The 16340-nt window shown below is 63.8% G+C and carries 11 protein-coding genes; 5 read left to right on the top strand and 6 right to left on the bottom strand.

Annotated elements, in window-relative coordinates; all coding sequences use genetic code 11:
• Positions 1-141: 141 nt before the first annotated feature.
• A complete protein-coding gene (gene yghU / locus GSQ90_RS18970) occupies positions 142-1029 on the bottom strand; it encodes a glutathione-dependent disulfide-bond oxidoreductase (protein ID WP_158816448.1) in 888 nt (295 codons plus the stop codon).
• Positions 1030-1077: 48 nt separating this feature from the next.
• The gene (locus GSQ90_RS18975; RefSeq protein WP_158816449.1) at positions 1078-1461 is read right to left on the bottom strand and encodes a helix-turn-helix domain-containing protein; all 384 of its coding nucleotides are present in this window, start codon (positions 1459-1461) and stop codon (positions 1078-1080) included.
• Between the two features lie 98 nt (positions 1462-1559).
• On the opposite strand from GSQ90_RS18975, the gene GSQ90_RS18980 reads away from it, so the two are divergent.
• The gene (locus GSQ90_RS18980) at positions 1560-2309 is read left to right on the top strand and encodes an SDR family NAD(P)-dependent oxidoreductase (RefSeq protein ID WP_158816450.1); all 750 of its coding nucleotides are present in this window, start codon (positions 1560-1562) and stop codon (positions 2307-2309) included.
• Between the two features lie 101 nt (positions 2310-2410).
• On the opposite strand, the gene GSQ90_RS18985 is transcribed toward GSQ90_RS18980, so the two are convergent.
• The 3 genes from GSQ90_RS18985 to GSQ90_RS18995 form a co-directional block, all read right to left on the bottom strand.
• Positions 2411-3502, bottom strand: coding sequence for a hypothetical protein (locus GSQ90_RS18985; RefSeq protein ID WP_158816451.1), 1092 nt, complete (start codon positions 3500-3502; stop codon positions 2411-2413).
• A 137-nt stretch (positions 3503-3639) separates the two neighbouring features.
• The gene (htpG, locus tag GSQ90_RS18990) at positions 3640-5559 is read right to left on the bottom strand and encodes a molecular chaperone HtpG (protein WP_246731663.1); all 1920 of its coding nucleotides are present in this window, start codon (positions 5557-5559) and stop codon (positions 3640-3642) included.
• A 371-nt stretch (positions 5560-5930) separates the two neighbouring features.
• Positions 5931-7361, bottom strand: coding sequence for a D-alanyl-D-alanine carboxypeptidase family protein (locus GSQ90_RS18995; protein ID WP_246731664.1), 1431 nt, complete (start codon positions 7359-7361; stop codon positions 5931-5933).
• 225 nt (positions 7362-7586) lie between these two features.
• On the opposite strand from GSQ90_RS18995, the gene GSQ90_RS19000 reads away from it, so the two are divergent.
• The 3 genes from GSQ90_RS19000 to murJ all read left to right on the top strand — a co-directional run bounded on the left by GSQ90_RS19000 (position 7587) and on the right by murJ (position 12461).
• Positions 7587-8327 (top strand): thioredoxin family protein, encoded by a 741-nt coding sequence (locus GSQ90_RS19000; protein ID WP_158816452.1) that lies wholly within the window; start codon positions 7587-7589, stop codon positions 8325-8327.
• Positions 8328-8426: 99 nt separating this feature from the next.
• Positions 8427-10832, top strand: a complete 2406-nt coding sequence (locus GSQ90_RS19005; RefSeq protein ID WP_158816453.1) for an ATP-dependent helicase — start codon at positions 8427-8429, stop codon at positions 10830-10832.
• Between the two features lie 96 nt (positions 10833-10928).
• Complete coding sequence (murJ, locus tag GSQ90_RS19010) at positions 10929-12461, top strand: murein biosynthesis integral membrane protein MurJ (RefSeq protein WP_158816454.1); 1533 nt, start codon at positions 10929-10931, stop codon at positions 12459-12461.
• 21 nt (positions 12462-12482) lie between these two features.
• Here the strand turns inward: murJ and GSQ90_RS19015 are convergent, their stop codons facing one another.
• Positions 12483-13598 carry a hypothetical protein gene (locus tag GSQ90_RS19015; protein WP_210254928.1) on the bottom strand — a complete coding sequence of 372 codons (1116 nt, stop codon included), beginning with the start codon at positions 13596-13598 and terminating at the stop codon, positions 12483-12485.
• A gap of 372 nt (positions 13599-13970) precedes the next feature.
• On the opposite strand from GSQ90_RS19015, the gene GSQ90_RS19020 reads away from it, so the two are divergent.
• Positions 13971-16280 carry a xanthine dehydrogenase family protein molybdopterin-binding subunit gene (locus GSQ90_RS19020; protein WP_174247506.1) on the top strand — a complete coding sequence of 770 codons (2310 nt, stop codon included), beginning with the start codon at positions 13971-13973 and terminating at the stop codon, positions 16278-16280.
• Positions 16281-16340: the final 60 nt, after the last annotated feature.

Raw genomic sequence — 16340 nt, forward strand, 5'->3', positions numbered from 1 at the left:
GTCGGACCCAGCTTCGAGGCCCTCATCCGACCTTTGCTTACGCAAAGGCCACCTTCTCCCGCTTCGCGGGCGAAGGAGAACGCCTCTCAGTACAGCGCCTTCCCGACCATCGCCGCAATCCAACATCTGCGCGGCTCAGAATCACCCGCCAGTCGCAGCCTTGCCGGCCTCAACCTTATCCTGCGTCTTCGTCTCAAAATCGCTCGCGTCATGACGTTCGTGCAACTGATCTGAAAGCTCGCCCCAGGCGCAATTGACCTTGCGCCCGCGCTGCACGGCGGGGCGCGCGGCGATCGCGTCGCTCCAGCGCTGGACATGGGAATAGCTTTGCACCTGCAGGAATTCTCCCGCGCTATAGAGACGCCCCTTCGCCAGGGCGCCATACCACGGCCAGACCGCCATATCGGCGATCGTATAATCGGCACCCGCCAGATATTCGGACTGCGCGAGCCGCCGGTCGAGCACATCGAGCTGGCGCTTCGTCTCCATCGCGAAACGATCGATGGCGTATTCGATCTTCGTCGGCGCATAGGCGTAGAAATGGCCAAAGCCGCCGCCAAGGTAAGGCGCGCTGCCCATCTGCCAGAACAGCCAGGACAGGCATTCCGCGCGCGTCGCGCCGGTCGGCATGAACGCGCCGAATTTCTCGGCAAGGTGCAGCAAAATAGACCCTGACTCGAACACCCGCACCGGCGTCGATCCGCTGCGGTCCATCAGCGCGGGGATTTTCGAGTTCGGGTTGACCGCGACGAAACCGCTGCCGAATTGATCGCCGTCAGAGATCTTGATCAGCCACGCGTCATATTCCGCGCCGCTATGGCCAAGCGCGAGCAGCTCTTCCAGCATGATCGTGACCTTCACGCCATTGGGCGTGGCGAGCGAATAGAGCTGCAGCGGATGCTTGCCGACGGGCAGATCTTTGTCATGCGTCGGTCCCGCGATCGGGCGATTGATGCTCGCGAACCGGCCGCCATTTTCCTTGTTCCATGTCCAGATTTGCGGCGGCGCGTATGCGGTCGGTTCGGTCATTGCCAATGCTCCAGGCGTTGCGTGCGGCGACGCCGCTTCGGCGCAAGGCTAGTCGATGTCGGCGCCGGGAACAAAAGATTCCGTCAACCCGCCGTTCCGACGGTCGACCATCGCCGCGATCGCGGCCGAATGCGCCTCGCCCCAGGCGCAAAGTGGCGCGAGCGACTGTGCGAGGCTCCTTCCGAACGGGGTGAGCGAATAATCCACATGAGGCGGGATTTCCTTGTAATCGGTGCGGTCGACCACGCCATCGGCTCGCAGCTCCTTGAGCTGCTGGATCAGCATCTTGTCGCTGACGCCGCGAACGCACCGCTTCAGCGCCCCGTACCGGCGGGTTTCGTGCGCGAGATAATAGAGGATCAGCGGCTTCCATTTGCCGCCGATCACAGCGAGCGCGGCATCCAGTCCGCAGGTAAAAGGCTCGTCTGACATGAAGACTCCAATATTCCCTATACTTACGAAAAGGTGCATACTAGTCAAATGGAAATCCCCTCTCCATCTCACGCTCTCCCACCAAATGGAGGCGTCAAATGGGTAGACTCGAAGGCAAGACGGCGGTCATCACGGGCGGCGCGACGGGCATCGGCCTCGCATCGGCCAAGCTTTTCGCCGCGGAGGGCGCGTTCGTCACTATCTTCGGCCGCCGTCAGGCCGAACTCGACGCGGCTGTGAAGGCGATCGGCGCGGGCGCGAAGGCCGTCCAGGGCGATATCTCAAAGCCGGAGGATCTCGATCGGCTCTTCGCGGTCGTCGGCGCGGATAGAGGCGTTATCGACGTGCTGTTCGCCAATGCCGGCTTAGGCAATTTCGCGCCGCTGGGCGCGATCACGGCCGAGCAATTCGACCACGTCTTCGACGTCAACGTCAAAGGCACGCTGTTCACCGTGCAGAAGGCTCTGCCGCTATTGAAGGCCGGCAGTTCGATCATCCTCACGGGCTCGACCACCGGGACCAAGGGAACGGCCGCCTTTAGCGTTTACAGCGCGTCCAAGGCGGCGATCCGGAACTTTGCGCGCAGTTGGGCGGTCGACCTCAAGGGCAGCGGCATCCGCGTCAACGTCCTCTCCCCGGGGCCGATAGAGACGCCTGGCCTGATGAATGCTCTCGCAAGAACCGGCATGCAGGACGCGCTGGTGGCCGGCTTCGTCGGTCAAACGGCGGTCGGGCGCATCGGCGATTCTTCCGAGACGGCGGCGGCCGCGCTGTTCCTGGCTTCGAACGACAGCAGCTTCATGACGGGAAGCGAGGTGTTCGTCGACGGCGGACTGGCGCAGATCTGACAGGCGCCGTGTCATGCGATTTTGCGGCGATGGCGCGGGCGGCGCTCGCTCCATCGCCGTCAACTGAGCTGGCGCGCCTCGACAACCTCGAGCGCGAACCCTTACTTGCCATGCCCTCGCGCTGAGGGCATGGTCTCCACCCAAAGCCCGTGTTTGCGGTCCAGCACATAGACCGCCTGCCCCTCGACATCGCCCTTGCTGGCGAACTGAAAGGCGGCGGCGCCTGATTTCACCGCGAGATCGCCGTCGACCAATACGGCCTGCGATCGATCCCCCAGTTCCTGCCAAAGCCTCGCGTCGGTCGCGAGCACATAGACAAGATTCACATCCACCGTGTGAAAAGCTGCGACATCATGGTCGACCTGCTGGGGAGTCCCCGTTCCGGTCTGGCGCCACAGGAAATGGCTCGGCGTCAGCACATAGGTCGTATCGCCATCCGCGACATATTCGAACGCGGTGATCGGTTGCCCGATCTTGACGCGATTATGCATATCGCCAGTCTCGCGCCATAACGCGCCGTCGGTTCCCAGGACGAAAACGATCGTTGAATCCACGGCCTGAAACGCTGAAACATTGTCGTCGACAGGGTCGCGGCCCTTGCCGTCCGCATGCAAGCGCGACAGATGTTTGTCCGTCCCCAGGACATAGACGGAATCTCCCGCCGGCTGGACGTCGGCGACCTCGTGATCGAGGAAAGTTCGGTTTGACCCGTCGCCATCGCTTCGCCAGAGCGTGCCATCCTTTTCCAGCACGAACAGCGGCCCCGCCTCCGTCGCGCGAAACTGAATGACGGATTGCGCGACCTGCTTCGAGTCCTTGCCGCCGAGCGTAAAGCGCCAAAGCCCACCGGCGTCCAGACCATAAGCGATTGTCCCGCCCACGATCTCGAAGCGCTCGATCCCCGCCCCGATCGACTTGCGTGTCGAGGCGCCGTAATTCACAGGCGCGCGTGCGTCCAGGCGATCGAGCAATTTGGGCGGCTCGTCCTTCGGTTGGGCGGCGGGGGCGGCATGGCGCCTGCCGCCCCCGCCTCGGCAGCCCGTGTTGAAAATGACCTCGCCGGGCTCTGCGAAATCGCCCCCGATCCAATCGCAGCCATTAGGTCGGCGCTTGAACGCGTCCGCGGGCTCGATCCCGCCCACCAGACAGAGCGCGCCCACGATGAGGGCCAACCGCGCAATGGAGCATGGCATGGGAAAGGCTCTCGATCGTGCGCCTGTTTGCACGCTGGTGGAGAGCGAAAGGCTAAAGGCGGACCGCGTGAAACGCAAGGCGCGGGGAATTCAGAGATTTCCTTCTCCCGCGAAGCAGGAGAAGGATCGCCCCCGCCTCACCCCAGCGCCTTCTCCATGATGCGCCGCAGGCGCGCGGCGAAGGCGGTCGCGTCATTGGGCGCCTCGCCCTCCAGCAATCGCGCTTCGTCGAACACCAGCCAGGCCGAATCCTCGACCAGCGATTTGTCGGCGGCGACGGGTAGGCGCCGCGCGAGCGAAGCGATCAGGGGATGGCCGGCGTTGACTTCCAGGATCGGCTTGGTGCGTTCGCCCATGCGGCCATGCGAGGCGAGCATTTTTTCAAGCTGCCGGTCGGGGCCGAATTCCGGCGCCACCAGACAGGCGACGCTGTCGGTCAGGCGGTCGGAAGCGCGCACGTCCTCGATCTGATCGCCAAGCGTCTGCTTGAAGAAGGCGAACAGGGTCGCGACCGCCGCCGGCGTCTCGCCGGGCTCAGGCTTGGCGCCTTCGGCAAGCGGGATCGCCTTGATGTCCGCCGCGCCCTGCGTCACCGACTTGAAGGGCTTGCCTTCATAGCCAGCCGCCGTCGAAACCCAGAAGGCGTCGACGGGATCGGCGAGCAACAGAACCTCGACGCCGCGCGCGCGAAAACCCTCGAGCTGCGGGCTCGCGGCGAGCCGCTTGGAATCATCGCCGGTGAGATAAAAGATCGCGGTCTGGTTTTCTTTCAGCGCGCCGACATAATCGGCGAGCGTGCGCCCACCATCGGGGTGCATGGAGGTCGCGAAGCGCGCCATTTTGAAAAGCGCGTCGCGGCGCTCGGGATCCTCATAGAGGCCTTCTTTGATGACAGCGCCGAAATTCTCCCAGACCTTGGCGAATTTCTCCGGCTCGCTCTCGGCGAGTTTGGTCAGCTCCTGCACGATGCGATTGGCGACGCCCTTGCGGATCGCGGCGAAAACGACGCTCTCCTGGATCATTTCGCGCGAGACGTTAAGCGGCAGATCGGCGCTGTCGACGACAAGGCGCACGAAGCGCAGCCAGCCGGGCAGCAGGTCGGTGTCCTGGCTGATCAGCACGCGCCGGACATAGAGCTTGTTGCGCCCCTTGCGCGCGGGATCGAACAGATCGAGCGGGCGCGATCCTGGAATGAAGGCGAGCACGGTATATTCATGACGGCCTTCGGCGCGCCAATGAATGGTCAGCGCAGGCTCGTCATATTGGCCCGACAGGCCGCGATAGAATTCGGTATAGTCCTCAGGTTTGACGTCGGATTTGGATTTGGCCCAGATCGCCGCGCCGTCGGCGATGCGGCGCGGTTCGGCGCCAGGCTTGTCGATGAGATCGATCGGCACTGCGACGGCGCCAGAATGTTCGCGCACGATCCGCTCGATGCGATGCGCTTCGGCATAGTCGGTCGACGCGTCGTTGAGATGCAGGATGACGCGGGCGCCGCGCGCGGGCGCGCGATCGAGCGGCAGTGGCGCGATCGTATAGGCGCCCTTGCCGTCGGACGACCACGACCAGGCTTCGCTGGCGCCGGCGCGGCGCGTCTCGACGACAACCTCGTCGGCGACCATGAACGCCGAATAAAATCCGATGCCGAACTGGCCGATCAGATTGGCGGCGCCTTCTTTCGTCTTGTCCTCGGCGCCCAATTTTTCGAGAAAGGCGCGCGTGCCCGAACTCGCGATCCGCCCGAGCGCCTCGACCAACTCCTCACGGCCCATGCCGACGCCATTGTCGGCGAAGGTCAGGGTTTTTTCGTCAGGGTCGACCCCGATACTGATCGCGAACGGGCCGCCTTCTTCAATCAACTCGGGTTTAGCGAGCGCTTCGTAGCGCAGTTTTTCGCAAGCGTCGGCGGCGTTGGAGATGAGTTCGCGAACGAATATGTCCCGATCGGAATAGATCGAGTGAACCATGAGATAGAGGAGGCGCGAAACGTCCGCCTCGAAATTCTGCGTTTTAGCCTGATTCGCTTCGTCGGTATTGGGATGAACTTCGGTCGTCACAAGCGCCTCGCCTTGATGGATGAACTGGCGCGGCGTCGGTTCTTCCCGGCGCCGGCGCGCTTCATATCGCGGGAATGGTCCGATGTTTCAAGTCGATTTCGCCGACGGGATTTTGGCAAAAAAAAAGCGGACCGGCTGGGAGGGGTCCCGCCGGTCCGCTGGCCTGCGTGGCAAAGCTCCGATCCAACGTGCCGCTCGGGGGCTGGGGGGCTGAAAAACCGAGCTAGCTGTCGAACCGATCCATCGCGGCTAGGCGCACAACATGCTTGGGCGATGCGGCGGCGTCTTGGCCACAAGCGGGCGAAACTATGACATCTTTCACGGCTTGGTGATCGGCCCGACAGGGCAAAAACGCAAAACCGCGCGCCGACCTATCGGGCCGGCGCCGGGTCGGTCACGGCTTTCAGGGCCGGCTTGGCCGCGCCAGGATGAACGGCGGCTCCAGTCTTCGGCTTGCCTTGCTGGGCGAGTTTGGTGGGTGGGCGCTTTCCTGCCGGCGCATTCAGAGGCTTTGCCGGACCCGGCTTCAACGCACCTTGCAGCGCCATCGGCGCCGTCGCCGCGTTCAACGCCGGCGTCTCATCCTTATCAAGTACTTGCGGCTTGTCCGACGGCGCATAGGCGCTGGCTTCGGCCGGCGTCGCTGTCGGATTTGCTGCCGCCTTTTGCGACGGGGCGTCGGATGTGCGCGCCGCCATGACGGGGCCGGTCCAGCCCGGTTTCGGACCGATGAAAACAGGCACAGGATCAAAATGGACGGGCTCGATGGCGGCCAGGGAGCGTGTCGCGGCGGCGGGCGCCGCGCCCGCGCTCGCCGCATAGACCGAAGCATTGCCCATGCCGCCCCTGCCGCCCGCAGCGGCGATCGGCGCGGTAAATTCCTCCTCCTCGCCGGCGATCATGGCGGCCCGCCCACGTCCGGAACAAATCTCCTGATGCATGTCCGGCGCGGCATTGACGCCGGGCGAAGGCAGGCTTTCGACCGTTCCCAGGCCGCCGCCCCATTGCGCAAACGCCCGGTCGAACAAGGCCTCGGCCTGGGCGGTCCGCGCCCTGGCCGACGAAGAGCCGAGCACCACAGCGATCAGCCGCCGCCCGCCATGCGTCGCGCTCGCCACGACATTGAAGCCCGCCGCGCAAGTGAAACCTGTCTTCATGCCGTCGGCGCCGGGATAATGGCCGATCAAGCCGTTATGCGTCGGAATGATCTGATCGCCCAGTTGCAGCGCGCCGATCCCGAAAATGTCGTTTTCCTCAGGGAATTCCTTAAGCAGCGCGCGGGCGACCATCGCCATATCGCGCGCCGACGACATCTGGCGCGCATCGGGCAGGCCGTTCGGATTGACGAAATGCGATTCTCTCATGCCCAGATGCGCCGCGGCGGCGTTCATCTCGCCGGCGAACGCCTCGACCGAGCCCGAAACGCCTTCCGCCACGGTCACCGCGACATCGTTAGGCGATTTGACCATCAGCATCTTGAGCGCGTTGTCGAGCGTGACCTGAACGCCGGGCCGAAAGCCCATTTTCGAGGGCGGCATGTTCGCCGCGCGCGACGACACCACAAAGGGCGTATCCATGGTCACACGCCCGGCCCGCACTGCCTGCAGGGCTACATAAACGGTCATCAGCTTGGTCAGAGAGGCAGGATACCAATTGGCTGTCGGCTGGCTCTCGATCAGCACCTGACCGCTATCGGCGTCAATGACGAGCGTGGGGTTCGCTAGGGATGGGCTGGCGATCAGCGCAACCGCCAATCCCAACAATGTGATCTGCTTTGCACGGCGCATTGGGCCAAATTGCATGCTTAAAGTCTCGCTCCTTAGGCGCGCCTGGACGCCGAGCCCCCACTTCGCCGTGAACGCAAGACAAATGCGTTCGCCATTGTGTTAAGGGTAAGCATCTCGGACGTAAAGAAAAAAGAGAACTGCGCTCGCTGTCGTCCAATCCGGTGTCACCCAGAATTGATTGGCGTGCGCCGCATGCCCCTACTACCTATCGGTTAAGATGAAGCGGCAGGAGTCAGCGCAATGTTCGCGATGCGAGCAGGAGCGATCATAATTGGGGTGGCGACCTCATTGGCGACGCCGGGCGCGGCCAATGCCGAGGGCGTGCGCAACGTTCTTGAGCTGTTCACCAGCCAGGGCTGCTCGTCCTGCCCGCCGGCGGATCGGATTCTGGGTGAATTGGCGCGCGATCCTAGTACCCTCGCGCTGTCCTTTCCGGTCGACTATTGGGACTATATCGGCTGGAAGGATACGCTTGCCACGCCGACCTATACCGCGCGCCAGAAGGCCTATGCGTCGGCAAGCGGCAAAGGCCAAGTCTATACGCCGCAACTCATTGTCAACGGCCTCGCCGACGTGGTCGGCAGCGACCTCGGGGCGATTGAACAAGCCGAGCGGACGACCGTCAAGCAAAGCGGCGTCCTCTCCGTACCGCTGTCTGTCGTTGAGCAGGGCGGCAAGATCAATATTTCCGTTGGCGCGGCCAACGCGGCGTCGCCGCGAACCGCCGGCGTCTATCTCCTGGCTTTCGCCAGTTCGCGCACGGTCGTCGTACAGCGTGGCGAAAACGCTGGTTCGACGCTGACTTATGCGAATGTCGTGCGCGCGATGACCAAGATCGGCGATTGGAACGGCGTCCCCGTCAATCTCGAGGCTGATCTTGCGCAGGCGCGCCTCGATGGCGCGGATTCCTATGCTGTGATTGTGCAGGCAGGCGCGCGGGCGCAACCTTCGGCGATCCTCGCCGCCGCGCGCGGACCCTAAGGTTCTCCAAGCGGCCCATCGCCTGCCCCCTGACGAGCGCCACGGTGTGGGAAACTGTCGAATCGACAATTGGCGCGGAGCCGAGCACATTGCGCTCCTATGATTCGCCAGCGCCGCGAGGCCAATGATTTGTCCGGCAAGAACGCGCCGACGCCGTCTATTGACGCCGCCCTTTCCCATAGAAGCGCCGCAAATGCGTCGAGCATTTCCGCGCGCGCCAGCGCTCGCGCGGCGCCGCGCTATCTCGACAGCCTCAATGAGGCCCAGCGCCAGGCGGTCGAGGCGCTCGACGGCCCGGTTCTCGTATTGGCCGGGGCGGGCGTCGGCAAGACGCGCGTTCTGACCACGCGCATCGCCCATCTCATTGCAACGGGTCGCGCACGGCCGCATGAAATCTTGAGCGTCACCTTCACCAATAAGGCGGCGCGCGAAATGCGCGAGCGCATTGGTCTGCTCACAGGCCTTGTCGAAGGCATGCCCTGGATGGGCACGTTTCATTCGATCGGCGCAAAAATCCTGCGGCGCCACGCCGAACTGGTCGGCTTGAAGCCCAATTTCACCATCCTCGACACCGACGATCAGATCCGGCTCCTCAAGCAGATTCTGCAGGCGCGCAATATCGACGATAAGCGCTGGCCGGCGCGCGCGCTGGCGACGCAGATCGACGGCTGGAAGAATCGCGGTCTCGATCCCGCCCATGTTCCGCCGGGCGAAGCGGCGGCCTTCGCCAATGGCCAAGGCGCCGAGCTTTATGCGCTCTACCAGGAGCGCCTCAAGATTCTCAACGCCGTCGATTTTGGCGACCTGCTGCTCGAATGCCTGCGGCTGCTGCGCGAGCACGAGGAGATTTTGCAGCACTACCAGCAGCGGCTGCGCTACATTCTCGTCGACGAATATCAGGACACCAACGTCGTTCAATATCTCTGGCTGCGCCTCCTCGCGCAAGCAAGCCGCAACCTTTGCTGCGTCGGCGACGACGATCAGTCGATCTACGGCTGGCGCGGCGCCGATGTCGACAATATCTTGCGCTTCGAACATGATTTCCCCGGCGCCAAAGTCATTCGCCTCGAACGCAATTATCGCTCCAGCGCCCACATTCTGGCGGTCGCCTCCGGCCTCATCGCCCATAACAAGAATCGCCTGGGCAAGACATTGTTCACGCAAGCCAACGAGGGCGACAAGCCGACGGTTTCCGGCCTTTGGGACAGCCAGGAAGAAGCGCGCGTCGTCGGCGAGGAGATCGAGAATCTGCAGCGCGCCGGGCAGTCGCTCGACGAAATCGCCATTCTGGTGCGCGCCTCTTTCCAGATGCGCGAATTCGAAGAGCGCTTCATCACGCTCGGTCTGCCCTACAAGGTGATCGGCGGGCCGCGCTTCTATGAGCGGGCGGAAATCCGCGATGCGCTCGCCTACCTGCGCTGCGTCGCGCAGCCCGACGACGATCTGGCCTTCGAACGCATCTTCAACACGCCCAAGCGCGGATTGGGCGAAGCAGCGTTGAATGTCCTTCACGATTATGCGCGGCGCGCCGGCGTGCCGCTGATGCGCGCAACCCGCGTGCTCGTCGAGACGGAAGAACTCAAGGCGAGGCCCCGCCAGATCTTGCGCGAATTGATGCGTTCGTTCGACGACTGGTCGGCGCGGATCGATACGACAGCCCATTATGAATTGGCGCAGACGATTCTGGAGGAGAGCGGCTATATCGACATGTGGAAAGCCGACCGCACCGCCGACGCGGCCGGACGGCTGGAGAACCTGAAGGAACTCACGCGCTCGATGGAGGAGTTCCCCAGTCTCGCCGCGTTCCTCGAACATGTTTCACTGGTGACGGATGTCGAGAGCGGGGAGGCCGGCGCGCGGGTGTCGATCATGACTTTGCACGCGGCGAAGGGCCTCGAATTCGATGTCGTGTTCCTGCCGGGTTGGGAAGAGGGATTGTTTCCCCATCAGCGATCGCTTGATGAGAACGGGCGCGCCGGGCTGGAAGAGGAGCGGCGGCTCGCTTACGTCGGCCTGACGCGTGCGCGCCGCCAGGCGAAAATCTATTTCGCCGCCAATCGCCGCATCCGCGGCCTGTGGCAGACGACGGCGCCTTCGCGCTTCATCGACGAATTGCCTGAAGATCATGTCGAGGTCGTCGAAGCATCGGGCGCATCGTCGCATGGAAGCTACGGCGTCTCGCGCTTTGATCGCGTCGAACCGTTTTCGTCGACCTATGAAACGCCGGGTTGGCGGCGCGCCAAGGAGCAGGCGAAGGGCGAAGGGTTTGGCGAACGCTCAGCGCCGCAATGGCGCGAAGGCCCACGTCGCGGGCCGACGCTGATCGAAGGCAAGGCGATCGCCCGGGCGAATGTCGAAACGGAACTCGCCAAGGGCGCGCGGGTGTTTCACCTCAAGTTCGGCCCGGGAAGCGTCGTCGCGGTCGACGGCGTCAAACTGACGGTCGATTTCGACAAGGCCGGCCGCAAAATGGTGCTGGAAAGCTTTGTCCGGCAAGCGGGCTAGCCCGATCATCGCGCCAGGATCAACCAAGGCGAAGGGTTTGGGCGCCAGAATCGCCGCGCGGCCCCATGCCGCCCTCTCTAAGTCGGGCTCGAATTGATGGTTCGCGGTCTCCTTTCGGTCGGCGGGTTCACGCTGCTGTCGCGCGTGACCGGCTTTGGCCGCGATCTCATGCTCGCCGCAATATTGGGCGCGGGCGCGCTGAACGACGCCTTCGTCGTCGCCTTCAGGCTCCCCAATCAATTTCGCGCGATATTCGGCGAAGGCGCCTTCAACACCGCCTATGTCCCCTCTTACACGCGCGTGTTGGCGACTAAGGGCGACAGCCAGGCCAAGCATTTCTCGAGCCAGATTTTCACCCTGTTGCTCGCCTCCCAGCTTATTCTGCTCGCGCTCGCTTTCGCCTTCACGCCCTGGTTCGTCGAACTGATGGCGCCGGGCTTCCAGGCCGATCCCGACAAGTTCGCGCTTGCTGTACGGATGACGCGGATCACTTTCCCCTATCTCATGTTCATCACGCTGGTGACGCTGCATTCGGGCACATTGAACGCGCATGGGCGCTTCGCAATCGCCGCTTTCGCGCCGGTCCTGCTCAATGTCGCGATCATCGGATTTTTGAGCGTCGCGTTTCTATTCCCGAACGCCGGCGAGGCGGCAAGCTGGGGCGTCGTCGTTTCCGGCGCGGCGCAATTGGCGCTGGTCGCGGGCGCGGCGCGCCGGCTCGGCTTGCTGGAGAAGCTGGCCTGGCCGCGTTTGAGCCTCGACGTGCGCCAGTTCTTCCGCCGGCTGGCGCCTGCGATCATCGGCTCGGCGGGCGTGCAGATCGCCATTTTCGCCGATACGATCATCGCTTCGCTGCTGCCGACCGGCGTCGTTTCGTCAATCAATTACGCCGAGCGCCTTTATCAACTGCCGATCGGCGTCATCGGCGTCGCAGCCGGGACCGTGCTACTGCCTGAGATGAGCCGCCGGCTGGCGGGCGGCGATGTCGGCGGCGCTTCGCATGCGCAGAACCGCACGATGGCGATCACGCTCGCCTTGTCGGCGCCTTTCTGCGTCGCCTTCCTGCTGATTCCCGAAATCATCACGCGCGGCGCTTTCTTGCGCGGCGCCTTCAGCGCGCAAGCGGCGGCCAATTCGGCCGCGGTGCTCGCCGCCTATGGGCTTGGGCTGATGCCGATCGTCCTGATCCGTTCGGCGGTGGCGAGTTTCCAAGCGCGCGGCGACACCGCGACGCCGATGTTCGTCTCGCTGGGCGCCATCGCCGTCAATGTTGCGCTCAAAATGATGCTCTACAAGACCTACGGCGCCGTCGGCCTCGCGCTGGCCACGGCCGCCGGAGCCTGGGTCAATCTCGGCGGCCTGCTTCTTTTGGCCTTACGCCGAGGATGGATGCGTCCAGACATCGCTTTGGCCGAGGTCTGCGCCGCCGCGTTTTGCGCCAGCGGCCTGCTCGCCTTCGCCATTGAGCTCTGCGAGCCCCGGGCGTTCGCCTATGCGCAAAGCCTCGCGCATCTGCGCAATGAGACGCAGCTTGTTGTCCTCGGCGCGATCGGCGGCTTCGTCTACGCCGCCGTTCTCATCGCAAGTCTGAAGACGTTGGGCGTGAGGTTCAGGCGAAGCAAGGTCTGACGCCCGCCTGTGGTTTAGCCGCTAGAATTCACCTTCGGGCGGTCCGTACCCGCCATTGAACGCGCCATATGAGCCGTAAGCGCCCGCACGATAACCGCCGCCGCTATACGAACTGTTGATCAGACCGCGATCCGTGACAACCGTCCAGCCGGTTCCGCGTCTCTCGATGCGTTCGACGTGACCGGCGCCGGGCAGCGTGTCGCCCGGTCCGATCTGGCGAAATCCATAGGGCCCCTCAACGACCGCGACATTGCCATGGACCTCGCGAACGACCCAGCCGTGAATCGGCGTCTGCGGCGTGATCGATCCCGTCGTCTCCTTCGAGACATTGGCCGCGACCGGCGGCAGAACCGTCGGCTGTTTGGTCAAGGAAGCAGGAGCGGCGGGCGGCAGCGGAACGGCCGCCGGCGACGGCAGCGAAGCGACGACGGGCGCGCCGGCTTTCTTCTCAAGCTTTTCCAGCCGGGCGGCAAAATCGGCGTTATGGGTCGCCGCGTCGTGATCGAGGCGATCGGCGTGCGCGGTGATTTGCGCGAGGGTCGCGCTCGAATCATGCGCCGCGGCGAGGCCGGTCTTGAGTTCCGCCACCGTCTTACGCAGATCGGCGATCTCGTCGTGTTTGGCCGCCTCATCATGTTCGATACGTTCGGCGCGCGCGTTGACTTGCGCCAGAGAAGCGGTGGAATCATGCGCGGCGAGGCCATTCTTCAGTTCGGCGACGCTCTTGCGCAATTCGACAATGTCTTCGTGCTTGGACGCGTCGATCGCATTGAGTCTCGCCTTGAGCGCCTTGACCGTCTCCGCCAGATTCTGGGTTTCGTTGTTCTGCGACACGAGAACCTGGTCCTGCTGCGCTTTATAGGAAAGCGACGCGGCGGCGACGACGCCGACCACCGCCAGGCCGGCCGCGATCGCGCCAAGTTGAAAGCGCTTCTCGAACGCGGCGCGCCAGTAGGAAGCGCCAATCGGCGGCGGCGGCGCGTCGGCGCCCTGGCCGGCAACGAACGGGATAAGGCTCAGGCGGACGGGCGGCCGCTCGGCGCTGGCCTTGTCGTCCAGAGCGGGTGAGGGGATTTTTGGCGCCGCGCTAGACTCGACGCTTGCGCCGGCCTCGCCTTTGCTTTCGCCGTGGGCCACGATTGGCGCCGCCGATTCGGCAGCCGGCGCGGATGCTTCGGCCGCGGCGGAGGCTCCGGCGGACTCGTTCACGGCCGGGGATTCGCGCTCCGAATCTGTCGAAAGCGTGTCTTGGTTAAAATCTTCAGAAGAATTCATGACCGCGGCCCAATCTGGTTAACCGATCTTTGCCATTGTCCTCGTCAGCCATTAACGAAGTGTTGACCAGACGACGCCGGAGCGCGGTAAATCGTCGGATTTTCGAAATCGCCGGCGCCGGAAAGCGCGCCAATCCCGGTCTGGCGCCGAGCCGACGACATGGTAAAGTGCAGGCTGCGGGCTACGGGCGCCATGAGAATGGCTGAAGAACACGCTGAACTATTGGGGATTGCGCTGATGAAGCCGATGAAATTTGGAATGGGACAGTCGATCAAGCGCGTCGAGGACGTGCGTTTCATCACCGGCCGCGGCAATTACACCTCCGATTATACACCCGCCGGCGCGCTGCAAGCCGTCTTCCTGCGCAGCCCGCACGCCCATGCGGCTTTCTCCTTCGGCGATCTCGAGGCGGCGCGCGCGATGCCCGGCGTCAAGGCGGTCTATACGGCCAAGGATTTTGCTGAAATCGGCGATCTTCCCTGCCTCGCGCCGATGCCCAATTCCGACAAGTCGACGACGCCGCTGAAGCCCTATCCGGTGCTGGCGAAGGGTTCGGCGGACCATGTCGGCGACGCGGTCGCGATGGTGATCGCCGAGTCAGAGCGCGAAGCGCGCGAGGCGCTTGAGGCCATCGAAATCGACTGGAGCCCGCTCGCCGCGGCGATCGATATGCGCGAAGCCATCGCTGACGGCGCGCCGCAGGTGTTCGCCAAAGCGCCCGGCAATATCGCCTATGACGCGCATATCGGCGACAAGGCCAAGACGGACGCGGTTTTCGCCAAAGCGGCGCATGTGGTCCGCATCACGATCGTCAATCCGCGCGTCGTCGCCAATTTCATGGAGCCGCGCAGCGCGGCGGGCGAATATGATCCGGCGTCCGGGCGATACACGCTGCACGCCAGCAGCCAGGGCGTGCATGGATTGCGCGACCAGATCGCTGGCATGATCATGAAAATTTCGCCGGACAAATTGCGCGTCGTCACCGACGACGTCGGCGGTGGGTTCGGCACCAAGAGCCTGATGTATCGCGAATATCCACTGGTGCTTGAAGCGGCCAAGAGGCTCGGGCGTCCGGTGTTCTGGCAGGCGGACCGCACGGAACACTTTGTCGGCGATGCGCAGGGGCGCGACAATCTCACGACGGCGGAAATGGCGCTCGACAAGGACGGCCACTTCCTTGCGATGCGCGTCGATATTCTCGGCAATCTCGGCGCTTATCTCTCGCAATTCGGACCGTACATTCCCTGGCTCGGCGCAACCATGGCGACGGGCACGTACGACATCGCGACGCTGCATGCGCGTTGCCGCGGAATTTATACGCATACGGTGCCGGTCGACGCCTATCGCGGCGCCGGGCGGCCTGAGGGCGCTTATGTTCTCGAGCGGCTCGTCGACAAATGCGCGCGCACACTCAAAATCGCGCCGGAGGAGATTCGCGCGCGCAATTTCGTCAAATCCTCGCAGATGCCTTATGTCACGCAGACCGCGCGCACCTATGACGTCGGCGATTTCGAGGGCGCGATGCGCGCGGCGCTCGAGCGGGCCGAATACGCCGACTTCGGCGCGCGCGTCGAAGCGGCGAAGAAACGCGGCCTGATCCGGGGCATCGGGTTATCGAGCTATATCGAATGCACGGCCTGGGGGGACGGCGAGGAAGGTTCGGTCGAACTCGGCCCCGACGGTAATTTCACCGCCTATATCGGCACCCAGTCCAATGGCCAGGGTCACGAAACGGCGTATGCGCAGGTGGTTTCGCAATATCTCGACGTGCCGCTCGACCGCATCAAAGTGGTGCAGGGCGACACCGACCGCATCCCCACCGGCCATGGCACCGGCGGATCGCGTTCGATTCCCGTCGGCGCCGTTATGGTCACACGCGCGTCGGAGACGCTCGTCGCCTCATTGAAGGAACTCGCCGCCGACAAACTGGAAGCGGCGGTCGGCGATCTTGAAGTCGCCGACGGTCATATCCGCATTGCCGGCACGGATCGCGCGATTTCTTATGAGGAGATCGCAAAACTGCCCGGCGCCAAGCCGGAAAAACTGAAGGCGATCGAATCTTTCACGCCGCCCGACGCGACCTATCCGAACGGCACGCATGTCTGCGAAGTCGAGATCGATCCGGAAACGGGCGCGACGCGCATCGATCGCTATACGGTGGTCGACGATTACGGCTTCACCCTCAGCCCGTTGCTGCTGAAGGGTCAGGTGCATGGCGGCATCGCGCAGGGCATCGGCCAGGCGCTGATGGAGCGCGCCGTTTATGGCGAGGACGGGCAATTGCTGACGGCGAGCTTCATGGACTATTGCATGCCGCGCGCCGACAGCCTGCCGGACTTCCATTTCGAAACCCGCAACATCGCCTCGACCACCAATCCGCTCGGCCTGAAGGGCGCGGGCGAAGCGGGCTCGATCGGCTCGACGCCGGCGGTGATGAACGCGGTCGCCGATGCGCTCTGGCGCGCCTATGGCGTCGAGCATATCGACATGCCGGCGACGCCGCTCGCTGTTTTCACCGCGATTGCGGGCGCGCCGAGGCATTGAGCCCGCGAACAAGATGAGTCGGCGGGTCTTTGCGTCTCCGCCGTTCTCACAAGCGGATCA

Source organism: Methylocapsa sp. S129 (genome assembly GCF_009765995.1).
GTDB lineage: Bacteria > Pseudomonadota > Alphaproteobacteria > Rhizobiales > Beijerinckiaceae > Roseiarcus.

What these genes read in the sequence shown, in the direction of transcription:
- yghU (WP_158816448.1), bottom strand. Translation starts at nt 1,029, where the DNA reads ATGACCGAACCGACCGCATACGCGCCGCCGCAAATCTGGACATGGAAC.
- GSQ90_RS18975 (WP_158816449.1), bottom strand. Translation starts at nt 1,461, where the DNA reads ATGTCAGACGAGCCTTTTACCTGCGGACTGGATGCCGCGCTCGCTGTG.
- GSQ90_RS18980 (WP_158816450.1), top strand. Translation starts at nt 1,560, where the DNA reads ATGGGTAGACTCGAAGGCAAGACGGCGGTCATCACGGGCGGCGCGACG.
- GSQ90_RS18985 (WP_158816451.1), bottom strand. Translation starts at nt 3,502, where the DNA reads ATGCCATGCTCCATTGCGCGGTTGGCCCTCATCGTGGGCGCGCTCTGT.
- GSQ90_RS18995 (WP_246731664.1), bottom strand. Translation starts at nt 7,361, where the DNA reads ATGCAATTTGGCCCAATGCGCCGTGCAAAGCAGATCACATTGTTGGGA.
- GSQ90_RS19000 (WP_158816452.1), top strand. Translation starts at nt 7,587, where the DNA reads ATGTTCGCGATGCGAGCAGGAGCGATCATAATTGGGGTGGCGACCTCA.
- GSQ90_RS19005 (WP_158816453.1), top strand. Translation starts at nt 8,427, where the DNA reads ATGATTCGCCAGCGCCGCGAGGCCAATGATTTGTCCGGCAAGAACGCG.
- murJ (WP_158816454.1), top strand. Translation starts at nt 10,929, where the DNA reads ATGGTTCGCGGTCTCCTTTCGGTCGGCGGGTTCACGCTGCTGTCGCGC.